Annotated in this window: 34 protein-coding genes; 1 reads left to right on the top strand and 33 read right to left on the bottom strand. The window is 40.6% G+C overall.

Translation table 11 applies throughout. From position 1 onward, the window contains the following. Window positions 1-44 precede the first annotated feature (44 nt). From BLP54_RS09855 to rpsJ, 33 genes are all read right to left on the bottom strand, one after another. On the bottom strand, window positions 45-1,385 hold the full coding sequence (locus BLP54_RS09855; RefSeq protein ID WP_090169232.1) for an MATE family efflux transporter: 1,341 nt from the start codon (window positions 1,383-1,385) through the stop codon (window positions 45-47). Between the two features lie 181 nt (window positions 1,386-1,566). After that, window positions 1,567-2,091, bottom strand: a complete 525-nt coding sequence (locus tag BLP54_RS09850; RefSeq protein ID WP_090169231.1) for a bL17 family ribosomal protein — start codon at window positions 2,089-2,091, stop codon at window positions 1,567-1,569. 141 nt (window positions 2,092-2,232) lie between these two features. Then, window positions 2,233-3,192 carry a DNA-directed RNA polymerase subunit alpha gene (locus tag BLP54_RS09845; RefSeq protein WP_072914929.1) on the bottom strand — a complete coding sequence of 320 codons (960 nt, stop codon included), beginning with the start codon at window positions 3,190-3,192 and terminating at the stop codon, window positions 2,233-2,235. A 156-nt stretch (window positions 3,193-3,348) separates the two neighbouring features. After that, the gene (rpsD, locus tag BLP54_RS09840) at window positions 3,349-3,942 is read right to left on the bottom strand and encodes a 30S ribosomal protein S4 (protein WP_028248319.1); all 594 of its coding nucleotides are present in this window, start codon (window positions 3,940-3,942) and stop codon (window positions 3,349-3,351) included. Between the two features lie 16 nt (window positions 3,943-3,958). Next, window positions 3,959-4,351: a 30S ribosomal protein S11 gene (gene rpsK, locus BLP54_RS09835; RefSeq protein ID WP_015548335.1), complete on the bottom strand. Its 393-nt coding sequence runs from the start codon at window positions 4,349-4,351 to the stop codon at window positions 3,959-3,961. Between the two features lie 35 nt (window positions 4,352-4,386). After that, window positions 4,387-4,755: a 30S ribosomal protein S13 gene (rpsM, locus tag BLP54_RS09830; RefSeq protein ID WP_028234412.1), complete on the bottom strand. Its 369-nt coding sequence runs from the start codon at window positions 4,753-4,755 to the stop codon at window positions 4,387-4,389. Window positions 4,756-4,965: 210 nt separating this feature from the next. Next, the gene (gene rpmJ / locus BLP54_RS09825; protein ID WP_004604068.1) at window positions 4,966-5,079 is read right to left on the bottom strand and encodes a 50S ribosomal protein L36; all 114 of its coding nucleotides are present in this window, start codon (window positions 5,077-5,079) and stop codon (window positions 4,966-4,968) included. Between the two features lie 131 nt (window positions 5,080-5,210). Then, window positions 5,211-5,429, bottom strand: a complete 219-nt coding sequence (gene infA / locus BLP54_RS09820; RefSeq protein ID WP_015548337.1) for a translation initiation factor IF-1 — start codon at window positions 5,427-5,429, stop codon at window positions 5,211-5,213. Further along, complete coding sequence (locus tag BLP54_RS09815) at window positions 5,422-5,688, bottom strand: KOW domain-containing RNA-binding protein (protein ID WP_090169229.1); 267 nt, start codon at window positions 5,686-5,688, stop codon at window positions 5,422-5,424. The genes infA and BLP54_RS09815 overlap by 8 nt, the downstream gene beginning before the upstream one ends. Then, a complete protein-coding gene (gene map, locus BLP54_RS09810) occupies window positions 5,679-6,479 on the bottom strand; it encodes a type I methionyl aminopeptidase (protein ID WP_090169227.1) in 801 nt (266 codons plus the stop codon). Before map ends, BLP54_RS09815 begins: the two co-directional genes overlap by 10 nt. A gap of 1 nt (window position 6,480) precedes the next feature. Then, window positions 6,481-7,125, bottom strand: a complete 645-nt coding sequence (locus tag BLP54_RS09805) for an adenylate kinase (RefSeq protein ID WP_090169224.1) — start codon at window positions 7,123-7,125, stop codon at window positions 6,481-6,483. A gap of 107 nt (window positions 7,126-7,232) precedes the next feature. Further along, complete coding sequence (gene secY, locus BLP54_RS09800) at window positions 7,233-8,546, bottom strand: preprotein translocase subunit SecY (RefSeq protein WP_090169221.1); 1,314 nt, start codon at window positions 8,544-8,546, stop codon at window positions 7,233-7,235. A gap of 1 nt (window position 8,547) precedes the next feature. Then, on the bottom strand, window positions 8,548-8,991 hold the full coding sequence (gene rplO, locus BLP54_RS09795; protein WP_090169219.1) for a 50S ribosomal protein L15: 444 nt from the start codon (window positions 8,989-8,991) through the stop codon (window positions 8,548-8,550). Between the two features lie 17 nt (window positions 8,992-9,008). Continuing rightward, a complete protein-coding gene (rpmD, locus tag BLP54_RS09790; RefSeq protein ID WP_015548343.1) occupies window positions 9,009-9,194 on the bottom strand; it encodes a 50S ribosomal protein L30 in 186 nt (61 codons plus the stop codon). Between the two features lie 14 nt (window positions 9,195-9,208). Beyond that, the gene (rpsE, locus tag BLP54_RS09785) at window positions 9,209-9,718 is read right to left on the bottom strand and encodes a 30S ribosomal protein S5 (protein WP_090169217.1); all 510 of its coding nucleotides are present in this window, start codon (window positions 9,716-9,718) and stop codon (window positions 9,209-9,211) included. Between the two features lie 11 nt (window positions 9,719-9,729). Next, window positions 9,730-10,098 carry a 50S ribosomal protein L18 gene (gene rplR, locus BLP54_RS09780; protein ID WP_015548345.1) on the bottom strand — a complete coding sequence of 123 codons (369 nt, stop codon included), beginning with the start codon at window positions 10,096-10,098 and terminating at the stop codon, window positions 9,730-9,732. Window positions 10,099-10,116: 18 nt separating this feature from the next. Further along, entirely contained in the window at window positions 10,117-10,656 is a 540-nt protein-coding gene (gene rplF, locus BLP54_RS09775) for a 50S ribosomal protein L6 (protein ID WP_015548346.1), read from the bottom strand. A gap of 135 nt (window positions 10,657-10,791) precedes the next feature. Further along, window positions 10,792-11,193, bottom strand: a complete 402-nt coding sequence (rpsH, locus tag BLP54_RS09770) for a 30S ribosomal protein S8 (protein ID WP_015548347.1) — start codon at window positions 11,191-11,193, stop codon at window positions 10,792-10,794. A 40-nt stretch (window positions 11,194-11,233) separates the two neighbouring features. Next, window positions 11,234-11,419 carry a type Z 30S ribosomal protein S14 gene (locus BLP54_RS09765; RefSeq protein WP_015548348.1) on the bottom strand — a complete coding sequence of 62 codons (186 nt, stop codon included), beginning with the start codon at window positions 11,417-11,419 and terminating at the stop codon, window positions 11,234-11,236. Window positions 11,420-11,429: 10 nt separating this feature from the next. Beyond that, entirely contained in the window at window positions 11,430-11,975 is a 546-nt protein-coding gene (gene rplE, locus BLP54_RS09760; protein WP_028234422.1) for a 50S ribosomal protein L5, read from the bottom strand. A gap of 22 nt (window positions 11,976-11,997) precedes the next feature. After that, the gene (rplX, locus tag BLP54_RS09755; RefSeq protein WP_015548349.1) at window positions 11,998-12,309 is read right to left on the bottom strand and encodes a 50S ribosomal protein L24; all 312 of its coding nucleotides are present in this window, start codon (window positions 12,307-12,309) and stop codon (window positions 11,998-12,000) included. A 12-nt stretch (window positions 12,310-12,321) separates the two neighbouring features. Beyond that, on the bottom strand, window positions 12,322-12,690 hold the full coding sequence (rplN, locus tag BLP54_RS09750; protein WP_015548350.1) for a 50S ribosomal protein L14: 369 nt from the start codon (window positions 12,688-12,690) through the stop codon (window positions 12,322-12,324). Between the two features lie 18 nt (window positions 12,691-12,708). Then, a complete protein-coding gene (gene rpsQ, locus BLP54_RS09745; protein ID WP_028234423.1) occupies window positions 12,709-12,963 on the bottom strand; it encodes a 30S ribosomal protein S17 in 255 nt (84 codons plus the stop codon). Between the two features lie 40 nt (window positions 12,964-13,003). After that, on the bottom strand, window positions 13,004-13,210 hold the full coding sequence (rpmC, locus tag BLP54_RS09740) for a 50S ribosomal protein L29 (RefSeq protein WP_015548351.1): 207 nt from the start codon (window positions 13,208-13,210) through the stop codon (window positions 13,004-13,006). Beyond that, window positions 13,210-13,638, bottom strand: a complete 429-nt coding sequence (rplP, locus tag BLP54_RS09735; protein WP_015548352.1) for a 50S ribosomal protein L16 — start codon at window positions 13,636-13,638, stop codon at window positions 13,210-13,212. The genes rpmC and rplP overlap by 1 nt, the downstream gene beginning before the upstream one ends. Window position 13,639: 1 nt before the next feature. Next, window positions 13,640-14,299: a 30S ribosomal protein S3 gene (rpsC, locus tag BLP54_RS09730; protein WP_072914965.1), complete on the bottom strand. Its 660-nt coding sequence runs from the start codon at window positions 14,297-14,299 to the stop codon at window positions 13,640-13,642. 11 nt (window positions 14,300-14,310) lie between these two features. Further along, on the bottom strand, window positions 14,311-14,700 hold the full coding sequence (rplV, locus tag BLP54_RS09725; protein WP_015548354.1) for a 50S ribosomal protein L22: 390 nt from the start codon (window positions 14,698-14,700) through the stop codon (window positions 14,311-14,313). Window positions 14,701-14,722: 22 nt separating this feature from the next. Continuing rightward, window positions 14,723-15,004, bottom strand: a complete 282-nt coding sequence (rpsS, locus tag BLP54_RS09720) for a 30S ribosomal protein S19 (RefSeq protein WP_028242197.1) — start codon at window positions 15,002-15,004, stop codon at window positions 14,723-14,725. 11 nt (window positions 15,005-15,015) lie between these two features. Further along, the gene (rplB, locus tag BLP54_RS09715; protein ID WP_015548356.1) at window positions 15,016-15,858 is read right to left on the bottom strand and encodes a 50S ribosomal protein L2; all 843 of its coding nucleotides are present in this window, start codon (window positions 15,856-15,858) and stop codon (window positions 15,016-15,018) included. An 86-nt stretch (window positions 15,859-15,944) separates the two neighbouring features. After that, window positions 15,945-16,244, bottom strand: coding sequence for a 50S ribosomal protein L23 (gene rplW / locus BLP54_RS09710; protein WP_028248325.1), 300 nt, complete (start codon window positions 16,242-16,244; stop codon window positions 15,945-15,947). After that, the gene (gene rplD / locus BLP54_RS09705; RefSeq protein ID WP_015548358.1) at window positions 16,244-16,864 is read right to left on the bottom strand and encodes a 50S ribosomal protein L4; all 621 of its coding nucleotides are present in this window, start codon (window positions 16,862-16,864) and stop codon (window positions 16,244-16,246) included. The genes rplW and rplD overlap by 1 nt, the downstream gene beginning before the upstream one ends. A gap of 29 nt (window positions 16,865-16,893) precedes the next feature. Then, complete coding sequence (rplC, locus tag BLP54_RS09700) at window positions 16,894-17,577, bottom strand: 50S ribosomal protein L3 (RefSeq protein WP_015548359.1); 684 nt, start codon at window positions 17,575-17,577, stop codon at window positions 16,894-16,896. 169 nt (window positions 17,578-17,746) lie between these two features. Then, complete coding sequence (rpsJ, locus tag BLP54_RS09695) at window positions 17,747-18,058, bottom strand: 30S ribosomal protein S10 (RefSeq protein WP_015548360.1); 312 nt, start codon at window positions 18,056-18,058, stop codon at window positions 17,747-17,749. A gap of 472 nt (window positions 18,059-18,530) precedes the next feature. Between rpsJ and BLP54_RS09690 the strand changes: the two genes are divergently transcribed. Then, window positions 18,531-19,418, top strand: coding sequence for a class I SAM-dependent methyltransferase (locus BLP54_RS09690; protein WP_090169214.1), 888 nt, complete (start codon window positions 18,531-18,533; stop codon window positions 19,416-19,418). The last annotated feature ends 31 nt before the right edge of the window (window positions 19,419-19,449 follow it).

Below are 19,449 nucleotides of genomic sequence, written 5' to 3'. Positions count from 1 at the left end.
CAATTAGTCAAATTAAGGCTTTTGGAGGAAAATTATTTCTGTATTTAATACATCTTATCAAGCTTTTTACAGCACCAGTAGAATCCTGGGATAAGAAAGATATCTGCAAATAGCCATGCAATAGGGCTGGCCCATATTGCACCTGCATAACCTATCATTGGCACGAAAGTAAAGGCTACTAGAATTCTTGCAATCATTTCCATTACTCCAGAATATATAGCAAAGGTGGAGAATCCCATACCTTGAATTGCAAATCTAAATATATTAACTGCGGCTAGTAAAGTGTAGGTAATGGCATTTGCTAACAGGAACATCATTGCCTGCTCAATTACTATATCTGTTGCCGTAAATAATCTAAGGATATATCTTCCTGAGAAGAATAAAATCACGAATATAATAACAGCATATATTGTTCCAAGAAGCTGTGCTGTCCAAACACCCCTTTTTACACGTTGTATATTCTTTGCGCCTACGTTCTGACCTGCATATGTGGCCATAGTACCGCCTAAAGCATCAAACGGACATACTACAAACATAGATACTTTTACACCTGCTGTCATGGATGCTACAGCAATTGTGCCAAGTCCGTTAACAGCTGTCTGAAGAATTACAGATCCAATGGCTGTAATGGAATATTGAAGTCCAAAGGGAATTCCCATGGAAATTAAAACCTGAGTATGATGCTTGCCAAGCACCATATCAGTTTTAGCCATCTTTAAAATAGGGAACTTCTTTCTCATATAGATAAGACAGCTTAGACCTGCAATAAGCTGTGATATAACTGTAGCCAAGGCTGGACCTTCCACATTCATTTTAAGGCCTAAAATAAAGGCAATATCAAGTACGATATTGATGCCTGCCGCCATAATAAGGAAATATGTAGGTGTCTTACTATCTCCTAATGAGCGCATTATACCTGCTGTTAAATTGTAAAGAAAAGTTACTGGAATACCAAAGAATATTATTGAAATATATGAATACGCTAAATCGATAATGTCATCAGGAGTCTGCATTATCGCTAATATTTGATAACAAAAGATTGAGACAATTATGGTGAGCATAAGAGAAAATATTACTGAAAGAATTATAGAATTACCTACAAACTTTCTCATAGAATCATAAGACTCTGCTCCAAAGCGCTGTGCAACTGGAATAGCAAAACCTGAACATACACCTATGCAGAATCCATTTATAAGAAAATTGATAGAGCCAGTGGAACCAACAGCAGCCAGTGCGCTATCGCCTAAGGTCTGTCCAACAATGATTGTGTCAACCAAGCTATACATTTGTTGAAATAATAAACCTGCCAACATAGGGATAGAAAATCCCAATATAAGAGTTAATGGATTTCCCTCAGTTAACTTTTTTGTAGAATCAGCTGCCATAGCATTCCCTCTTTTATCTATAGATTAATTAAATTTTGAAGACTATATGTGTTTTGCTCCATTTAATTGTTTATGCCTTCATAATACAATATCTAATTTTTATTTGATATGAATTTTTCCTAAAAAATGTGCAAAAAAATCCCAGAACAATATCTGTTCTGGGATTAATGAAAGTCTCAAATTATACTAACTCAAGAACAACTTCCATAGCTGCATCGCCCTTACGTGGTCCGATCTTAACGATACGTGTGTAACCACCCTTACGATCAACGTACTTTGGAGCGATCTCATCGAATACGAAGTTAGCCATGTCAACCTTGTGTGACTCTGACTTCTTAGCACCCTTAGCTGTTGGAGTGTAAAGAACCTGCATCATCTGACGACGAGCGTGAAGTCTTGAAGCTGAATCCTTCTTGATCTTCTTGTCTACTGTATCGTATACAGTAACCTTCTTGCCATCAACAACTTCCTTTACTCTCTTACCATCTTTATCCTTGCGAGCCACCTTAGCCTGAACTGTAACCTCTTCGAAGTTATCCTTTTCCTTGATACCAAGTGTAATGATGTGCTCTGCAATCTTCTTTACTTCCTTAGCCTTAGCCTCAGTTGTAACGATCTTTCCGTGATAAAGAAGCTCAGTTACCTGATTTCTTAAAAGTGCTTTTCTCTGTGAAGATGTTCTGCTTAACTTTCTGTACTTTGCCATTTCTTTTCTCCTTAAAACTGGCGTCACAGGTGCTCATCGGTCTTACCCCGTAACTCGATTAATGGAAAGGCATGCGCGAAAATGCTCATCGGTCTTATATTTCACGTATTATTTCCTGTTACTTAAATATCACTAAGCGAATTAGTCTTCAATTAATCTAAGTGAAAGACCAAGCTCGCTAAGCTTCTGCTCTACTTCTTCCATAGACTTGCGACCAAGGTTACGTACCTTCATCATATCATCAGGTGACTTGTCGCAAAGCTCTGCTACTGTGTTGATACCAGCTCTCTTTAAGCAGTTGTATGAACGAACTGAAAGCTCAAGTTCATCAATGCTCATCTCAAGAGTCTTACCTGTTGTATCATCAGGCTTGTCAGCGATAACACTGAGATCCTGAGCAGCCTCTGAAAGATTAACGAATAAGTTAAGGTGCTCACTGAGTACCTTTGCAGCCATAGATACGGCCTCATCAGGACCCATAGTACCATTTGTGTATACATCAAGTGTAAGCTTGTCATAATCTGTAACCTGGCCTACACGAGTGTCTTCAACTGTCATATTTACACGCTCTACTGGTGTGTAAATTGAGTCAACTGCAATCTTGCCGATTGGAGTATCTGGAGTCTTGTTCTTATCTGCTGAAATATAACCACGGTTCTTTGTAATTGTAAGCTCCATATAAAGCTTGCAATCATTGCCACCATTAAGGTGAGCAATTACAAGATCAGGGTTAATAATCTCGATATCAGAGTCAACCTGGATATCAGCAGCTGTTACTACTCCTTCTCCCTCGAACTCGATATATGCTGTCTTTGGCTCATCTGAACTACTATTATTTCTAATAGCAAGCTCCTTGATATTCATAACGATTTCTGTAACGTCTTCCTTAACGCCTGGGATGGCACTAAACTCATGAAGAACGCCCTCAATCTTAATCTGGCTAACTGCAGCTCCTGGCAGAGATGAAAGCATAATTCTACGAAGAGAATTGCCAAGTGTTATACCATAACCTCTCTCAAGAGGCTCTACAACGAATCTGCCGTATTTTTTGTCCTCAGAAATCTCAGCGATTTCAATATTTGGGTTTTCAAAATTTAACACTACATTGCCTCCTTAATATAGTTTGCTAGACTCTAAAAAACAGAATATTTTAAAAATATTCTGAATCTGCTTATGCCGTATAGAAAAATTTTAACAAATCGCACTTATACAAGCAAGCTTGTATAAGTGCTTTTTGTAATAATTTACTAAAATTTATTATTTTGAATATAACTCGACGATAAGCATCTCGTCTACAGGAACATCGATCTGCTCTCTGTTAGGAAGCTCCTTAACTGTACCCTTAAGGTTCTCAGCGTCAACGTCAACCCACTCTGGAACTGTTCTACCAGCTGTTACCTCAGTGATATCCTTGAATCTCTGAATGCTCTTTGACTTCTCGCGAACTTCGATAACATCTCCAGCCTTTACAAGGTATGAAGGGATGTTAACTGGCTTTCCGTTTACAAGGAACATCTTGTGATCAACAACCTGACGAGCTTCCTTTCTTGTACGTGCGAATCCCATACGGAATACTACGTTATCAAGACGGCTCTCAAGCATTGTCATAAGGTTCTCACCTGTCATGCCCTTCTGACGGTCTGCCTTCTCATAATAATTACGGAAAGGCTTCTCAAGTACGCCATAGATGAACTTAGCCTTCTGCTTCTCCTGAAGCTGAAGAGCGTACTCAGACTTCTTACCTCTTCCTCTATTCTTCTGTCTACGTGACTTTTTATCATATCCTAAAAATGTAGGATCTAAATCAAGAGATCTACATCTTTTAAGAACTGGTGTCTTATTAACTGCCATTAGATTTTCCTCCTAATTAGACTCTTCTACGCTTTGGTGGACGACATCCGTTGTGTGGAACTGGAGTAACATCCTTGATTGTAAGAACCTGAACGCCATTTGCATCGATTGCTCTGATTGCAGCTTCACGTCCTGAACCTGGTCCCTTAACGAATACATCTACACTCTTTAAACCGTGAACTAATGCAGCCTTAACTGCTGTCTCTGCTGCCATCTGTGCAGCATATGGAGTAGATTTTCTTGAACCTCTAAATCCTAGACCACCAGCACTTGCCCATGAAAGAGCATTACCCTGAGCATCTGTAATAGTAACGATAGTGTTATTGAAAGATGCCTGAACATGTACCTGTCCGTGTTCAACGTTTTTCTTTACACGCTTTTTTGTTGTCTTCTTTGCAACTTTAGCCATAATTAAACTAACCTACTTTCTTTCTATTAAAATAATTACTTCTTCTTATTTGCTACTGTACGCTTTGGGCCCTTACGAGTACGAGCGTTTGTCTTAGTCTTCTGTCCACGAACAGGAAGACCCTTTCTATGACGGATTCCTCTATAGCATCCGATTTCCTGAAGTCTCTTGATATCAAGGGCAACTTCTCTTCTAAGATCACCTTCTACAGTTAATGTCTCATCGATAACTGTGCTGATCTTCTTAACTTCTTCATCAGTTAAATCCTTAACACGTGTGTTAGGATCTACGCCAGCTGCCTCAAGAACTTTGTTTGAGCTTACTCTACCAATTCCGTAAATGTAAGTTAAACCAATTTCAATTCTCTTGTCTCTTGGTAAATCTACACCTGCAATACGAGCCATGTGTGTTTACACCTCCATAAATATTTCTACAATTAATAAGCGATATAAAATAATGCAGCTCCGAAAAATCGGCCTGAAATGTGTGCATATCCCATATCTTGTCCAAAGTGGCCCCGGTATGATGGGCCGTTTTATTATGAACAGCCTAAATTAGATACTCTTTAGGCTGCAGCCGCACATAATAAATGCATTACATAAACTAATCAGGAATTAACCCTGACGCTGCTTATGCTTTGGGTTTTCACAAATGATGCGAATGCTACCCTTTCTTTTGATGACCTTGCACTTCTCGCACATAGGCTTTACAGAAGATCTTACTTTCACGATTTTCCTCCTTTCCATGCCCTTTTTTCAAAGGTTGTGGTCAACTTTTATTTGAACATTCTAAAAACGTCCGCTTAATAGTATAGCGACCGTTTGTCAGTATGTCAATAACTTTTTTCAATAACTATTTGTTACTTATCTCTCCAAATAATTCTTCCTTTTGAAAGATCGTATGGACTCATTTCGATTGTAACCTTATCACCTGGTAAGATACGAATGTAATTCTGTCTTAACTTACCACTGATGTGAGCAAGAATCTGGTGACCATTCTCAAGCTCTACCTTAAACATAGCGTTTGGAAGTTTTTCAACAACAACTCCCTCTACTTCAATAACATCTGCCTTAGACATCTTGGTTCCTCCTATTATAAACCTTAAGAATTCTTTTAATAGTTATATCATCCAGCGCTTCTTTATCCTGGATTTCATCCAACACTTCTGATGGAATATTTTTTATAAGTTGTAAATGAATCTTTTTCTTTTTCTTAGGCTTTGCAATTGGCTTTGTTGTACCATTTGCAATCAAGTAAAAATCATCTGTTTCTTCAATAATAACAAACACCTGATTTCTATCATGACCTGCCTTTGATGTTGCAAGCATTAAATCCATTTATTTCCCTCCGGATTTGAAAGCTCTGTTGGAGTAAGTGTAAGAATCTCTGGAGCTCCATCTGTTATAACAATTGTATTTTCATAATGAGCTGATAAAGACTCATCCATTGTAACAACTGTCCACTCATCATCCATCCAAGCTACATCAGGACCACCTGCATTAATCATTGGTTCAACTGCAAGAGTCATACCCTTTAAAAGCTTAGGTCCTTTTCTAAATCTACGACGGAAGTTTGGAATCTCTGGAGCCTCATGTAAGGAACGACCAATACCATGGCCAACCAAATCTCTGACAACTCCATATCCAAAGCTCTCGGCATAATCGCCAATCGCTCCGGAAATATCATAAAGATGATTTCCAGCTGTAGCAAATTTCATTCCCTGAAAGAAAGACTGTCGTGTTCTTTCTATAAGAAGTCTTGCTTCTTCGCTAATCTCTCCGACACCAACTGTACGAGCTGCATCTGAGTGATAGCCTTTATACAAAACTCCTGTGTCCAAACTAACAATATCACCATTTACTAAAATGTGATCTGCTGTTGGTATGCCATGAACCACTTCATCATTAACAGAAACACAAACGCTTCCTGGATAGCCATATAAGCCCTTGAAGTTTGGCTCGCAGCCATAACTTCTAATGACTTCCTCACCCAGTCTATCTACATCTAAAGTAGACATACCTTCATGAATCTCTTTTGCAAGAGTCTCATGAACCTGAGCAAGAATCTTTCCAGCTTCTCTCATTAATTGAATTTCTTCTTCAGTTTTAATAGTTATAACTTCCGACATCTTAAGCTCCTAAAATAGCTGTGATATCCTCAAAAACTTTTTCCATTGGCTGTGTACCATCAACAGACTTAAGAATACCCTTACCATTATAGTAATCAATAAGTGGCTGTGTCTGATCATGATATACATCAAGTCTCTTCTTAACTGTTTCAGGCTTGTCATCTTCTCTAAGTACAAGCTCGTTACCACAAGTATCGCAAATTCCTTCCTTCTTAGGTGGAATAGAAACGATGTGATATGTAGCACCACAGTTAAGGCAAGCTCTACGCCCTGACATTCTGTTGATGATGTTCTCATCTGGAACGTCTACATCGATTGCGAAGTCCATTGACTGGCCAATCTTTGTAAGAGCTGCGTCAAGAGCCTCTGCCTGAGGAATTGTTCTTGGGAATCCATCTAATACAAATCCATTTTTTGCATCATCCTGTGCAATACGGTCCATAACAAGATCACATGTAAGTTCATCTGGAACAAGCAAACCCTGATCCATGTATTCCTTTGCCTTCTTGCCAAGTTCTGTACCGTTTTTAATGTTAGCACGGAATATATCACCTGTCGAAATGTGAGGAATAGAATACTTAGAGGCAATCTGCTTTGCCTGTGTTCCTTTGCCTGCACCAGGTGCACCTAACATAATAATCTTCATTTTTATAAAAACCTCCTGCATAGTAGATTGTCATATAAATTTTTCTCTTAAAAACACCTTAAGAGATACGTGAAAATCACGTATCTCCCTCGGTATCTTAATGACGATTAGTCATTTAAAAATCCTTTGTAATTACGAACCATCATCTGTGATTCAACCTGCTTAAGTGTCTCAACGATAACACCAACAATAATGATGATTGATGTTCCACCAAATGAAACGCTAGCGCCAAGTAAACCATTAAAGATGAGTGGTAGGATAGCTACGATTGAAAGGCCAATAGCACCAATGAAAATGATGTGCTTCAGAATGCTTGTTAAGTAATCTGAAGTTGGCTTTCCTGGTCTAATACCAGGGATAAATCCGCCTGAACGCTTAAGATTCTCAGCAATCTCAAGTGGATTGAATGTAATCTCTGTGTAGAAATAAGCAAATCCAATGATGAGAAGTACATAAACAACTGCACCAATTGTATTTACCCAATTTCCTGGGTTAAACCAGTTAGACTGATTCATAGCATTTAATACTTTACCCCAGAATCCCTGAACGCCGTTCTTATCGAAAAGCTGAACAAGCATTATTGGAGTCTGTAACAGGGACTGTGCGAAGATAACTGGGATAACACCTGCTGTATTAACCTTCATAGGAATTACAGATGAATTTCCGCCAACCTGTCTTCTACCCTGAATTTTATTGGAATACTGTACTGGGATACGTCTTTCTGCGCTCTGTAAAATAACAACAAATACTACAAGTGCAACGATGATTGCTGCAATAATAATTCCAGCAAGAGTTGCCTTTGGTACTGTCTTACCCTTCATGAACTGCTCATAAAGCTTTGTTAAATCAGATGGGATACGGCTGATAATGTTAATAGTAAGAACTATTGAAATACCATTTCCGATTCCTCTTTCTGTAATTCTCTCACCAATCCACATAAGGACTGCAGAACCTGCTGTAAGAGAAGCTACAACTAAAATAACATATAATGGATTATAAGCTACAAGGTATCCGCTTCTTCCAAAACCAATTGCCATAGCAATAGATTCCCCCAGTGCTAAGCCGATTGTAAGATAACGTGTAATCTGAGTCATCTTCTTTCGACCAGCTTCACCATCTCGCTGCATCTCTTCTAATTTAGGAAATGCAATTGTAAGCAACTGCATAATAATTGAAGAGGTAATGTATGGTGTAATGTTCAGTGCAAATACTGACATTGCTGAAAAAGAACCACCAGTGATTGAATCGAAGAAATTCAATGCACTGTCACTATCCGCGAAGAGACTGCTAAAGGCACTGCCGTTGATGCCAGGCACTGGAAGCAAGCTTCCAAGCCTAACAACAATAAGCATTAAAAATGTAAAACCAATTCGTCTTCTTAAATCTTTAATTTTAAAAGCATCGCGTAGTGTTTGAAGCATATTAGATCACCTCTACAGTTCCGCCTAAAGCTTCAATCTTTTCCTTTGCACTTGCGCTAAATCCGTTAGCCTTAACGTTGAGCTTCTTTGTAAGCTCGCCGCCACCAAGGATTTTAACGCCATCGCGAGGGTTCTTAATGATACCGCTCTCGATAAGTGTCTCAACAGTTACAGTAGCACCATTATCAAATCTCTCTAAATAAGAAACATTGATACCAACGATTTCCTTTGTATTTCTGTTCTTGAAACCACGCTTAGGAAGACGTCTGTATAAAGGCATCTGTCCACCTTCGAATCCAAGTCTAATGCTTCCGCCAGAACGAGCCTTCTGTCCCTTATGACCCTTACCAGCAGTCTTGCCATTTCCTGAACCGTGTCCACGGCCTCTTCTGAAATTATCGCTATGCTTTGAGCCTTCTGCTGGCTGTAAGTTAGATAAATCCATTATGGCACCTCCTTCTATTAAATTTCTTCAACTTTTACTAAGTGATTGACCATTCTAAGCATTCCGCGAACGCTGTCGTTGTCAGGAAGCTCAACAGTCTTATTGACCTTTCTAAGGCCAAGTGCTTCTACAGTCTTCTTGTTCTTTGGAACAGCACCGATTGTAGACTTTACGAGTGTTACTCTTAACTTCTTCTCTGCCATTTTAACTTTCCTCCTTAAGCAAGAATGTCTTCAACCTTCTTGCCACGAGCCTTAGCTACTTCCTCAGGTGACTTAAGAAGTCTAAGTCCTTCGATAGTAGCAAGAACAACGTTCTGCTTATTTGATGATCCAAGTGACTTTGTACGGATGTTTCCGATACCTGCAAGCTCACATACGGCACGTGCTGGACCACCAGCGATGATACCAGTACCTTCTGGAGCCTTCTTAAGAAGGACAGAAGCACCTGTGTGCTTACCCTGAATGTCATGTGTAATACTGTGGTTGTCATCAAGCTTAACTGTGATGAGCTTCTTCATTGCATCTTCCTTACCCTTGCGGATAGCTTCAGGAATTTCAGCTGCCTTGCCAAGTCCAGCGCCAACGTGTCCGTTCTTATCGCCTACTACAACAAGAGCTGTGAAACGCATGTTACGTCCACCCTTAACAACCTTTGTTACACGCTTAATTTCTACAACCTGCTCAGTTAACTCTAACTGGCTAGCGTCAATGATTTCACGTTTCATGTGTTCTCCTCCTAGAATTCTAATCCAGCTTCTCTAGCTGCGTCTGCAAGAGCTGCAACCTTGCCGGCATAAATGTAACCACCTCTGTCGAATACGACTTCCTTGATTCCCTTTTCCTGTGCCTTCTTTGCAATAACTGTACCAAGCTTTGAAGCAGCTTCTACGTTATTTGTCTTTGCAAGATCTGCCTTAACGTCTGCGTCAAGAGTAGATGCTGAAACGAGTGTATTTCCACATGTATCATCGATAACCTGAACATACATGTGATTGTTGCTTCTGAACACTGCTAAACGTGGTCTTTCTGCAGTACCGGCTAGAGTGTTACGAAGTCTTCTATGCTTTGTCTGGCGAACTACTGATCTAGATTTCTTACTTACCATTTTACATTCACTCCTTTACTATTTCTTACCGGTCTTACCGACTTTACGTCTAATAACTTCATCAGAGTACTTAATACCCTTACCCTTGTATGGCTCAGGTCTTCTCTTATCTCTGATGTTGGCAGCGTACTGACCAACCTTTTCCTTGTCGATACCCTTGATGATAATTTTATTTCCGTCAACAGTTGACTCGATACCCTCTGGATCTTCCATCTCAACTGGGTGTGAGTAACCAAGGTTAAGAGTAAGCTTCTTACCAGCCTTTGATGCTCTGTAACCTACACCGTTAACCTCAAGAGTCTTCTCATAGCCATCAGTAACACCAACAACCATGTTGTTGATAAGTGTTCTTGTAAGACCATGTAAAGACTTCATCTTCTTTAAATCATTAGGTCTAGTAACAACAACTTCTGCACCCTCAAGCTTAATATCCATCTCTGATGGAAGTGTTCTCTCAAGAGTACCCTTAGGACCTTTTACAGTCACATGATTATTTTCTGCAATCTCAACTGTAACACCAGCTGGAACTGCGATTGGCATTCTTCCTATACGTGACATGCCCGTACCTCCTTAAATATGTGTTAGCAATAAGAAATCTCCCCATAAATGGGTCCCCTCTTAATGCACTGTATGTCCGGCTTCTGTAACCGGGTTATACTTTTTGGTAATTAGTTACTTATTGTTTGGAATTGATTACCAAACGTATGCAAGAACTTCGCCACCAACCTGAAGCTTACGAGCTTCCTTATCTGTGATGATGCCCTTGTTTGTTGAAAGGATAGCGATACCAAGACCACCTAAAACGTATGGGATATCGTCCTTACCAGCGTAAATACGAAGACCTGGCTTAGAGATTCTCTTAATACCAGAAATGATCTTCTCGTTCTTGTTTGCACCGTACTTTAATGTAACACGGATATCCTTGAAGTTACCATTATCAACGATGTCGTACTTTGTGATAAATCCTTCATCTACAAGAATGTCTGCAATTGCAAGCTTCATCTTTGATGCAGGAATATCTACTGTATCATGTTTTGCAGTATTTGCATTACGGATTCTTGTAAGCATATCTGCTATTGGATCACTCATATTCATGATGCAATTTCCTCCTAATTTTCAATCTGTGCTCGTTATCTTACCATGAAGCTTTCTTAACGCCTGGGATCTGACCCTTGTAAGCTAACTCACGGAAACATACTCTACAAATACCATACTTTCTAAGGTATGCATGTGGACGACCGCAGATTTTGCAGCGGCTATATTCCTGTGTAGAGAACTTAGCTGCGCGCTGCTGCTTTACTTTCATTGACTTCTTTGCCATAACTTTCCTCCTATGCTTCCTTAGCGAAAGGCATGTTGAATAAACGAAGTAATTCTCTTGCCTCTTCATCTGTCTTAGCTGTAGTTACGAAGATGATATCCATACCACGAGTCTTGTCGATCTTATCGTACTCGATCTCTGGGAAGATAATCTGCTCCTTGATACCAAGTGCATAGTTACCTCTACCATCGAAGGAATTAGGATTTACACCTCTAAAGTCACGTACACGTGGGAGTGCAAGATTGATGAGACGATCTGCGAACTCATACATCTTCTCTCCACGAAGTGTAGTCTTACATCCGATTGCCATACCTTCACGAATCTTGAAGTTAGCAACAGAATTCTTAGCCTTTGTTGTAACAGCTTTCTGGCCTGTAATCTTTTCCATATCATTAACTGCAGACTCAAGAAGCTTTGCGTTGTCCTTTGCTTCGCCAACACCCATGTTGACAACGATCTTTTCGATCTTAGGAACTTCCATAATATTCTTGTATCCAAACTTCTCTACCATTGCTGGTACGATCTCATTAAGATACTGATCTTTTAATCTACTCAACGAACTGTTCTCCTTTCTTCAATTAGTCAATCACTTCGCCAGTCTTCTTAGCGAAACGGACTTTCTTATCTCCGTCCATCTTGAAGCCAACGCGTGTAGGCTGACCGTTATGAAGTAACATAACATTTGAAGCATCGATAGGAGCTTCCTGCTCGATGATACCGCCTGCCTGGTTAGCCATGCTAGGCTTAACATGACGCTTAACCATGTTAACACCTTCAACTGTAACGGTGTTATTCTTCTTATCTACTGCGATAACCTTACCTTCGTTGTTTACATCGCCACCTGCGATGACACGAACTGTATCGCCCTTTTTAATTTTCATTGTTGCCATTCGTTCTTCCTCCTACAATACTTCTGGAGCGAGAGAAACAATCTTCATGAACTGCTTCTCACGAAGCTCTCTAGCTACAGGTCCAAAAATACGAGTTCCTCTTGGAGTCTTGTCATCTTTGATGATGACTGCAGCATTTTCATCAAACTTGATATAAGAACCATCTTTACGACGGGCACCCTTTACTGAACGAACAACTACTGCCTTAACAACGTCACCCTTCTTAACAACGCCACCTGGTGTTGCATCTTTAACGGTAGCAGTAATTACGTCGCCAATGTTGGCATATCTTCTTGTAGATCCACCCATAACACGGATAACAAGGATTTCCTTGGCACCTGTATTATCAGCTACCTTTAATCTACTTTCCTGTTGTACCATTATAGTAGCCTCCTTTAATTATTTTGCTCTCTCGATTACTTCAACGAGTCTCCATCTCTTATCCTTAGAGAGTGGTCTTGTCTCCATAACCTTTACTGTATCACCGATGTGAGCATCGCCGTTCTCATCGTGTGCCTTAAGCTTATATGTCTTCTTAACGATCTTGTTGTAAAGTGGATGCTTTACATTGTCACGGATTGCAACAACGATTGTCTTATCCATCTTGTCGCTTACAACAACACCTGTACGTGTTTTTCTTAAGTTTCTTTCCACGTTTTTGATCTCCTTTCAAATAATTAAGATTCTAAACTAATTATGCGTTCTTCTCAGCTTCTGTGATAACAGTCTGAATACGAGCGATGTTACGACGAACTTCGCGAATTCTTGCTGTGTTATCTAACTGGTTTGTAGCATTCTGGAATCTTAAGTTGAAAAGTTCTTTCTTAGCTTCTACGAGCTGAGCATTAAGCTCTGCTACTGAAGTGTTCTTTAAATCTTCTACGTACTTTGTATTCTTCATTATGCTTCACCGCCTTCTAAATCCTCACGGGAAACTATCTTGCACTTGCAAGGAAGTTTATGTGTAGCGAGACGAAGTGCTTCTCTAGCAACTTCCTCAGATACTCCTGAGATCTCGAATAATACACGGCCCGGCTTAACAACAGCTACCCAATATTCAAGTGTACCCTTTCCTGAACCCATTCGAGTTTCAGCAGGCTTAGCTGTAACTGGCTTGTCTGGGAAAATCTTAATCCAAACCTTACCACCACGCTTAATGTAACGTGTCATAGCGATACGAGCTGCCTCGATCTGGTTAGACTTGATCCAAGCTGGCTCCATTGCAACGATACCATACTCACCGTATGCAATCTTATTTCCTCTTGAAGCTTTTCCAGCCATGTTTCCACGGAACTGCTTTCTATGCTTCGCTCTCTTTGGCATTAACATATTATTCGGCTCCTCCTTCCACATTCTTCTTCTTTGGAAGTACTTCACCCTTATAGATCCATACCTTTACACCAACCTTACCATAAGTAGTGTCAGCCTCAGCGAATCCATAATCAATATCAGCACGAAGTGTCTGAAGTGGAATAGTACCTTCATTGTAAGACTCTGAACGAGCCATATCAGCACCACCAAGACGTCCTGAACAGCTTGTCTTGATACCCTTGATACCTGTCTTCATAGCGCGACCCATGCAAGACTTCATAGCTCTACGGAATGATACACGGTTCTCAAGCTGACCAGCGATGTTCTCTGCAACGAGCTGTGCATCGCGATCTGGTCTCTTGATCTCCTTGATATCAACTACAAGCTTATCGCTTGTCTGCTTCTGGAGCTCACTCTTAATCTTGTCGATCTCAGCGCCGCCCTTACCGATAACAACGCCTGGCTTTGCTGTGTAAACAGTAACCTTTACTCTACCAGCAGCACGCTCGATTTCAATCTTTGAAACGCCTGCAGCGTAAAGCTTCTTCTTAAGAAATTTTCTGATATTATAGTCTTCAACTAAGTAGTCTGAGAAGTTCTCGCCCTCAGCATACCACTTAGAATCCCAGTCCTTAATAACACCGACTCTTAAGCCATGAGGATTAACTTTCTGTCCCATGTTTTGCCTCCTTAATTTTTCTGATCAAGCACGATTGTAAGGTGGCTCATTCTCTTCTCGATTCTGTAAGCTCTACCCTGTGCTCTTGGTCTAATTCTCTTCATTGTAGGTCCCTTGTTTGCATAGCACTCAGCTACTACAAGGTCCTTACGATCTAAGCCGTTATTGTTCTCAGCGTTTGCAATAGCAGACTTAAGTAATTTCTCTATAACACTTGAAGCGTATCTTGGATTGTACATTACGATAGCAAGAGCTGTATCAACATCCTTACCACGAATGGCATCAAGTACGAAACAAGCCTTCTGAACTGACATTCTAGCATAAGATAACTTTGCTGAAGGTCTTGTATCCTTTACATCGTTTCTCTCACGTTTAATTTGAGATCTATGTCCCTTAGCCATGATTAAAACTCCTTTCCTCTAATTAGCGTACCTTTGACTTCTTCTCGTCCTTACCGTGACCTCTGTAGGTTCTAGTAGCAACGAACTCACCAAGCTTGTGTCCAACCATGTCTTCTGTAACATATACTGGAACATGCTTTCTTCCGTCATGTACTGCAATTGTATGTCCAACCATCTGTGGGAAGATTGTAGAACGACGTGACCATGTCTTGATAACTGACTTGTCGCCGTTTGCGTTCATAGCGTCAACCTTCTTTAATAAGCTTGCATCAGCAAATGGTCCTTTTTTTAATGAACGTGCCATGTGTATCCTCCTTATTTGATTGCTCTACCATCGCGTCTTCTTACGATGAGCTTGTTAGACTGCTTGTGCTTCTTTCTTGTCTTGAGACCAAGAGCTGGCTTGCCCCAAGGTGTGCATGGACCTGGACGTCCGATAGGAGCGCGGCCCTCACCACCACCGTGTGGATGGTCATTAGGGTTCATAACAGAACCACGAACTGTAGGTCTGATACCCATGTGTCTCTTACGACCAGCTTTACCGATCTTAACAAGGTTGTGATCACCGTTACCGATTACACCGATAGATGCGCGGCAGTTAAGAGGTACCATTCTCATTTCGCCTGAAGGAAGACGAAGAGTTGCATACTTTCCTTCCTTAGCCATGAGCTGAGCTGAGTTACCAGCTGAACGAACGAGCTGTCCGCCACGACCTGGATAAAGCTCAATATTGTGAATAAGAGTACCAACTGGAATCTTCTCAAGTGGTAAGCAGTTACCAACTCTAACTTCAGCGTCAGCACCGTTCATAACTGTCATGCCGTCTGTAAGACCAGCTGGAGCAAGGATGTAAGCCTTCTCGCCGTCTGCATAGCAGATAAGAGCGATGTTAGCTGTTCTGTTTGGATCGTACTCGATACCGATAACCTTTGCAGGAATTCCATCCTTATTTCTCTTGAAATCGATAAGTCTATATTTCTGTCTATTACCGCCACCGTGGTGTCTTACGGTAATCTTACCCTGATTGTTACGACCAGCGTGCTTCTTAAGTGAAACAGTAAGTGACTTCTCTGGAGAGTTCTTTGTGATCTCTGAGAAATCTGAACCAGTCATATTTCTTCTCGAAGGTGTATATGGGTTATATGTCTTAATTCCCATTTTGATTCTCCTTTCAAAAACTCGTTTATTGTCGTGCTCGACTGCACATAAAATTAATTAACTCTTGTCTATAAAAGACCTAAATCTTAAAGACCTGAGAAAATCTCAATATCTTTGCTATCAGCTGTAAGCTGTACGATAGCCTTCTTTGTCTTTGCTGTCTTTCCGTATGTCATTCCACGTCTCTTTGTCTTGCCATCAGCGTTCATTGTGTTAACTGATGCAACCTTTACTCCGTCGAACATCTTCTCAACAGCTTCCTTAATCATAGTCTTGTTAGCTTCTGGATGAACAAGGAATGTATACTTCTTCTCAGCCATTGCGTTCATAGACTTCTCTGTGATTACAGGCTTAAGGATTACGTCATAGTACTGTACGTTTGCCATTATGCATACACCTCCTGAATCTGATCAACAGCAGCCTTTGTTACTACTACTGTGTTGTACTTAAGGATGTCATATACGTTGATTGTGTTTGTAAGAGCTGTCTTAACTGTAGGAATGTTCTTTGCAGACATAACTACGTTCTGATCGTTTGTATCAAGAACTACGAGAGCCTTCTCAACGTTAAGGTTTGTAAGAACCTTTGCGAAATCCTTTGTCTTAATAGAATCAAGCTTAAGCTCGTCAACAACGATGAACTTGTTCTCGTTAACAACTGAAGTAAGTGCAGACTTAAGAGCTGCTCTCTTCTCCTTCTTGTTAAGCTTGAATGAATAATCTCTTGGAGTTGGTGCGAATACTACGCCACCACCTGTCCACTGTGGAGATCTTGTAGAACCCTGTCTTGCATGACCTGTTCCCTTCTGTCTCCAAGGTTTTCTACCACCACCAGAAACCTCAGAACGAGTCTTAGCCTTCTGTGTTCCCTGACGGTTATTTGCAAGCTGCTGGACAACTGCCATGTGCACTAAGTGCTCATTGATCTCAACTGCGAAGATGCTATCGTTAAGATCCATGCTGCCAACTTCTTTGCCTTCCATATTAAATACGGATACTTTAGCCATTGCTAAGTTCCTCCTTTCCTATCGTAAGATTACTTTCCTGCTTTAACTGACTCTTTGATTGTTACAAGAGACTTCTTTGGTCCTGGAACAGCACCCTTTACTAAAAGCAGATTGTTTTCAACGTCAACACGTACAATCTCAAGATTCTGGATTGTAACTCTTGTTCCGCCCATCTGACCAGGCATACCCTTGCCCTTGAATACACGGCTAGGTGATGAACATGCACCGTTTGAACCCTGGTGTCTGTGGAACTTAGAACCATGAGCCATAGGTCCTCTGTGCTGACCTAATCTCTTGATAGCACCCTGGAATCCCTTGCCCTTTGATGTTGCTGTAGCGTCAACCTTGTCGCCAGCCTCAAAGATATCAGCCTTGATTTCCTGAGCGAGTGCGTAATCTGCACAATTATCAAATCTGAACTCTCTAACAAATCTCTTTGGCTCAACACCAGCCTTATCGAAGTGACCCTTCTCTGGCTTGTTTACGCCATTGCGATGAATGATTTCTTTGCGTCCGTTAGCATCCTTATTAACAAGCTTAACCTTCTTGTCAACAAAGCCAACCTGAACTGCATCGTAACCGTCGTTCTCTACTGTCTTGATCTGTGTAACAACACATGGACCAGCAGAAAGTACAGTTACAGGAATAAGCTCGCCGCCTTCATTGAAGACCTGAGTCATTCCGACCTTTGTAGCTAAAATAGCTTTCTTCATTTTTCTTACCTCCATTTTCTACAGCGGAACGCTTCTTGCCCAACTTATTTATCGGGGTAGCGGAACCGTTCATCCTAGAACAGTATCATATAAGTGGAACCAGATAAGAATTCTGAGTTGCTTCTATATAAAACCATCTTGGATGTTAACTAAAATTGGTTGAACTCAATTACTTGTTCTTGATGCTGATCTCAACACCTGCTGGCATCTCCAACTTAGAAAGTGCCTCAACAGTCTTCTGTGTTGGGTCGATGACATCAATCAATCTCTTATGAGTTCTCTGCTCGAACTGCTCACGAGAGTCCTTGTACTTATGTACAGCTCTAAGAATTGTAACAACTTCCTTCTTTGTTGGAAGAGGTACTGGACCACTAACCTGTGCTCCGTTCTTCTTAACAGTCTCGATGATTTTCTTGGCAGATGAATCTACTAACTCATGATCATAAGCCTTGAGTGTGATTCTCATAACTTGATTTGCCATAAAAAAAGTCTCCTCCTTTTTCGTTTTTTCTGACTTCTGAAAAATCGAACAAGTGGCGACTGTACACTTACCCGTGTGTATCATGGTTTAAAACTCAAAGTTCGAACCAAGTTCTCACACGTCGTCTCCGCGAATGCGGACGGTTTTCTGTTGTACAGTGACTTGTCGTCAGTTTCCTAACTTGACATTCGCTCCACGGAAAACCAACCTGAGTAACTAGGTTGCAACCTCACGCTTCATAGCTATCATGTCACAGCAAGTTATAATATACACGCGAACAGGGATATATGCAAGAAAAAGATAAAAATAATTGTATTTTATTAAGTACAATTTTAAGAACTACTAAATCTAGTGGTTAAATTGAATTTTTTGAACTAGAAGTCATTGAACATTGACAATCTTTAAGTATAATAGTCAAGGCAACTAGTTATGTCAAGACTACATATTATATATAGAAAGAACAGGTATAAAAATGCAACCAGCAAATAATTGGAAAGATTACGAAATAATAGATTGTAGCTCTGGCGAGAAGCTTGAGCGCTGGGGAGACTACGTTCTTCTTCGTCCAGATCCACAGGTTATCTGGAACACAAAGAAAAGCTCTCCTTATTATAAGAAGCTAAACGCTCATTATCATCGTTCAAACAAGGGCGGCGGTGAGTGGGAATTCTTTGACCTTCCAGAGCAGTGGACTATCAGCTACCCTATCTGCGATAAGAAGCTTACATTTAATTTGAAGCCTTTCGCTTTTAAGCACACAGGTCTTTTCCCAGAGCAGGCTGTTAACTGGGATTGGTTTTCTTCTATTATAAATAAGGAAATAAAAGAGAAGAATCGTCCAGTTAAGGTTCTTAACCTCTTCGCCTACACAGGCGGTGCCACACTTGCAGCTGCTGCAGCTGGCGCTCAGGTTACTCATGTAGATGCTTCAAAGGGTATGGTTCAGTGGGCAAAAGAAAATGCAGCTTCATCTGGTCTTTCTGATGCACCTATCAGATGGCTTGTCGACGACTGCCGTAAGTTTGTTGAGAGAGAGATTCGTCGCGGAAATAAATACGACGGTATCATTATGGATCCTCCTTCATATGGAAGAGGTTCTAAGAATGAGGTTTGGAAGATTGAAGATGATATCTTCCCATTCATCCAGCTTTGCGAAGAGATACTTGCAGATGATGCTCTTTTCTTCCTCGTTAACTCATACACAACTGGTCTTCAGCCAGCAGTTCTTAATTACATGATTAGCACTGCTCTTCTTAAGAATCATCCTGGAGAAGTTACTGCTGATGAGATTGGACTTCCTGTTACTGAATCTGGTCTTGTACTTCCATGTGGAGCCAGCGGTAGATGGGTAAGAAAATAATAATAAATAGGAACAACAAATGATTACATAT

It is taken from the genome of Pseudobutyrivibrio sp. 49 (assembly GCF_900100545.1).
In the GTDB taxonomy this organism is placed as follows: Bacteria; Bacillota; Clostridia; order Lachnospirales; family Lachnospiraceae; genus Pseudobutyrivibrio.
This window is presented reverse-complemented; position numbering and strand designations above follow the sequence as displayed.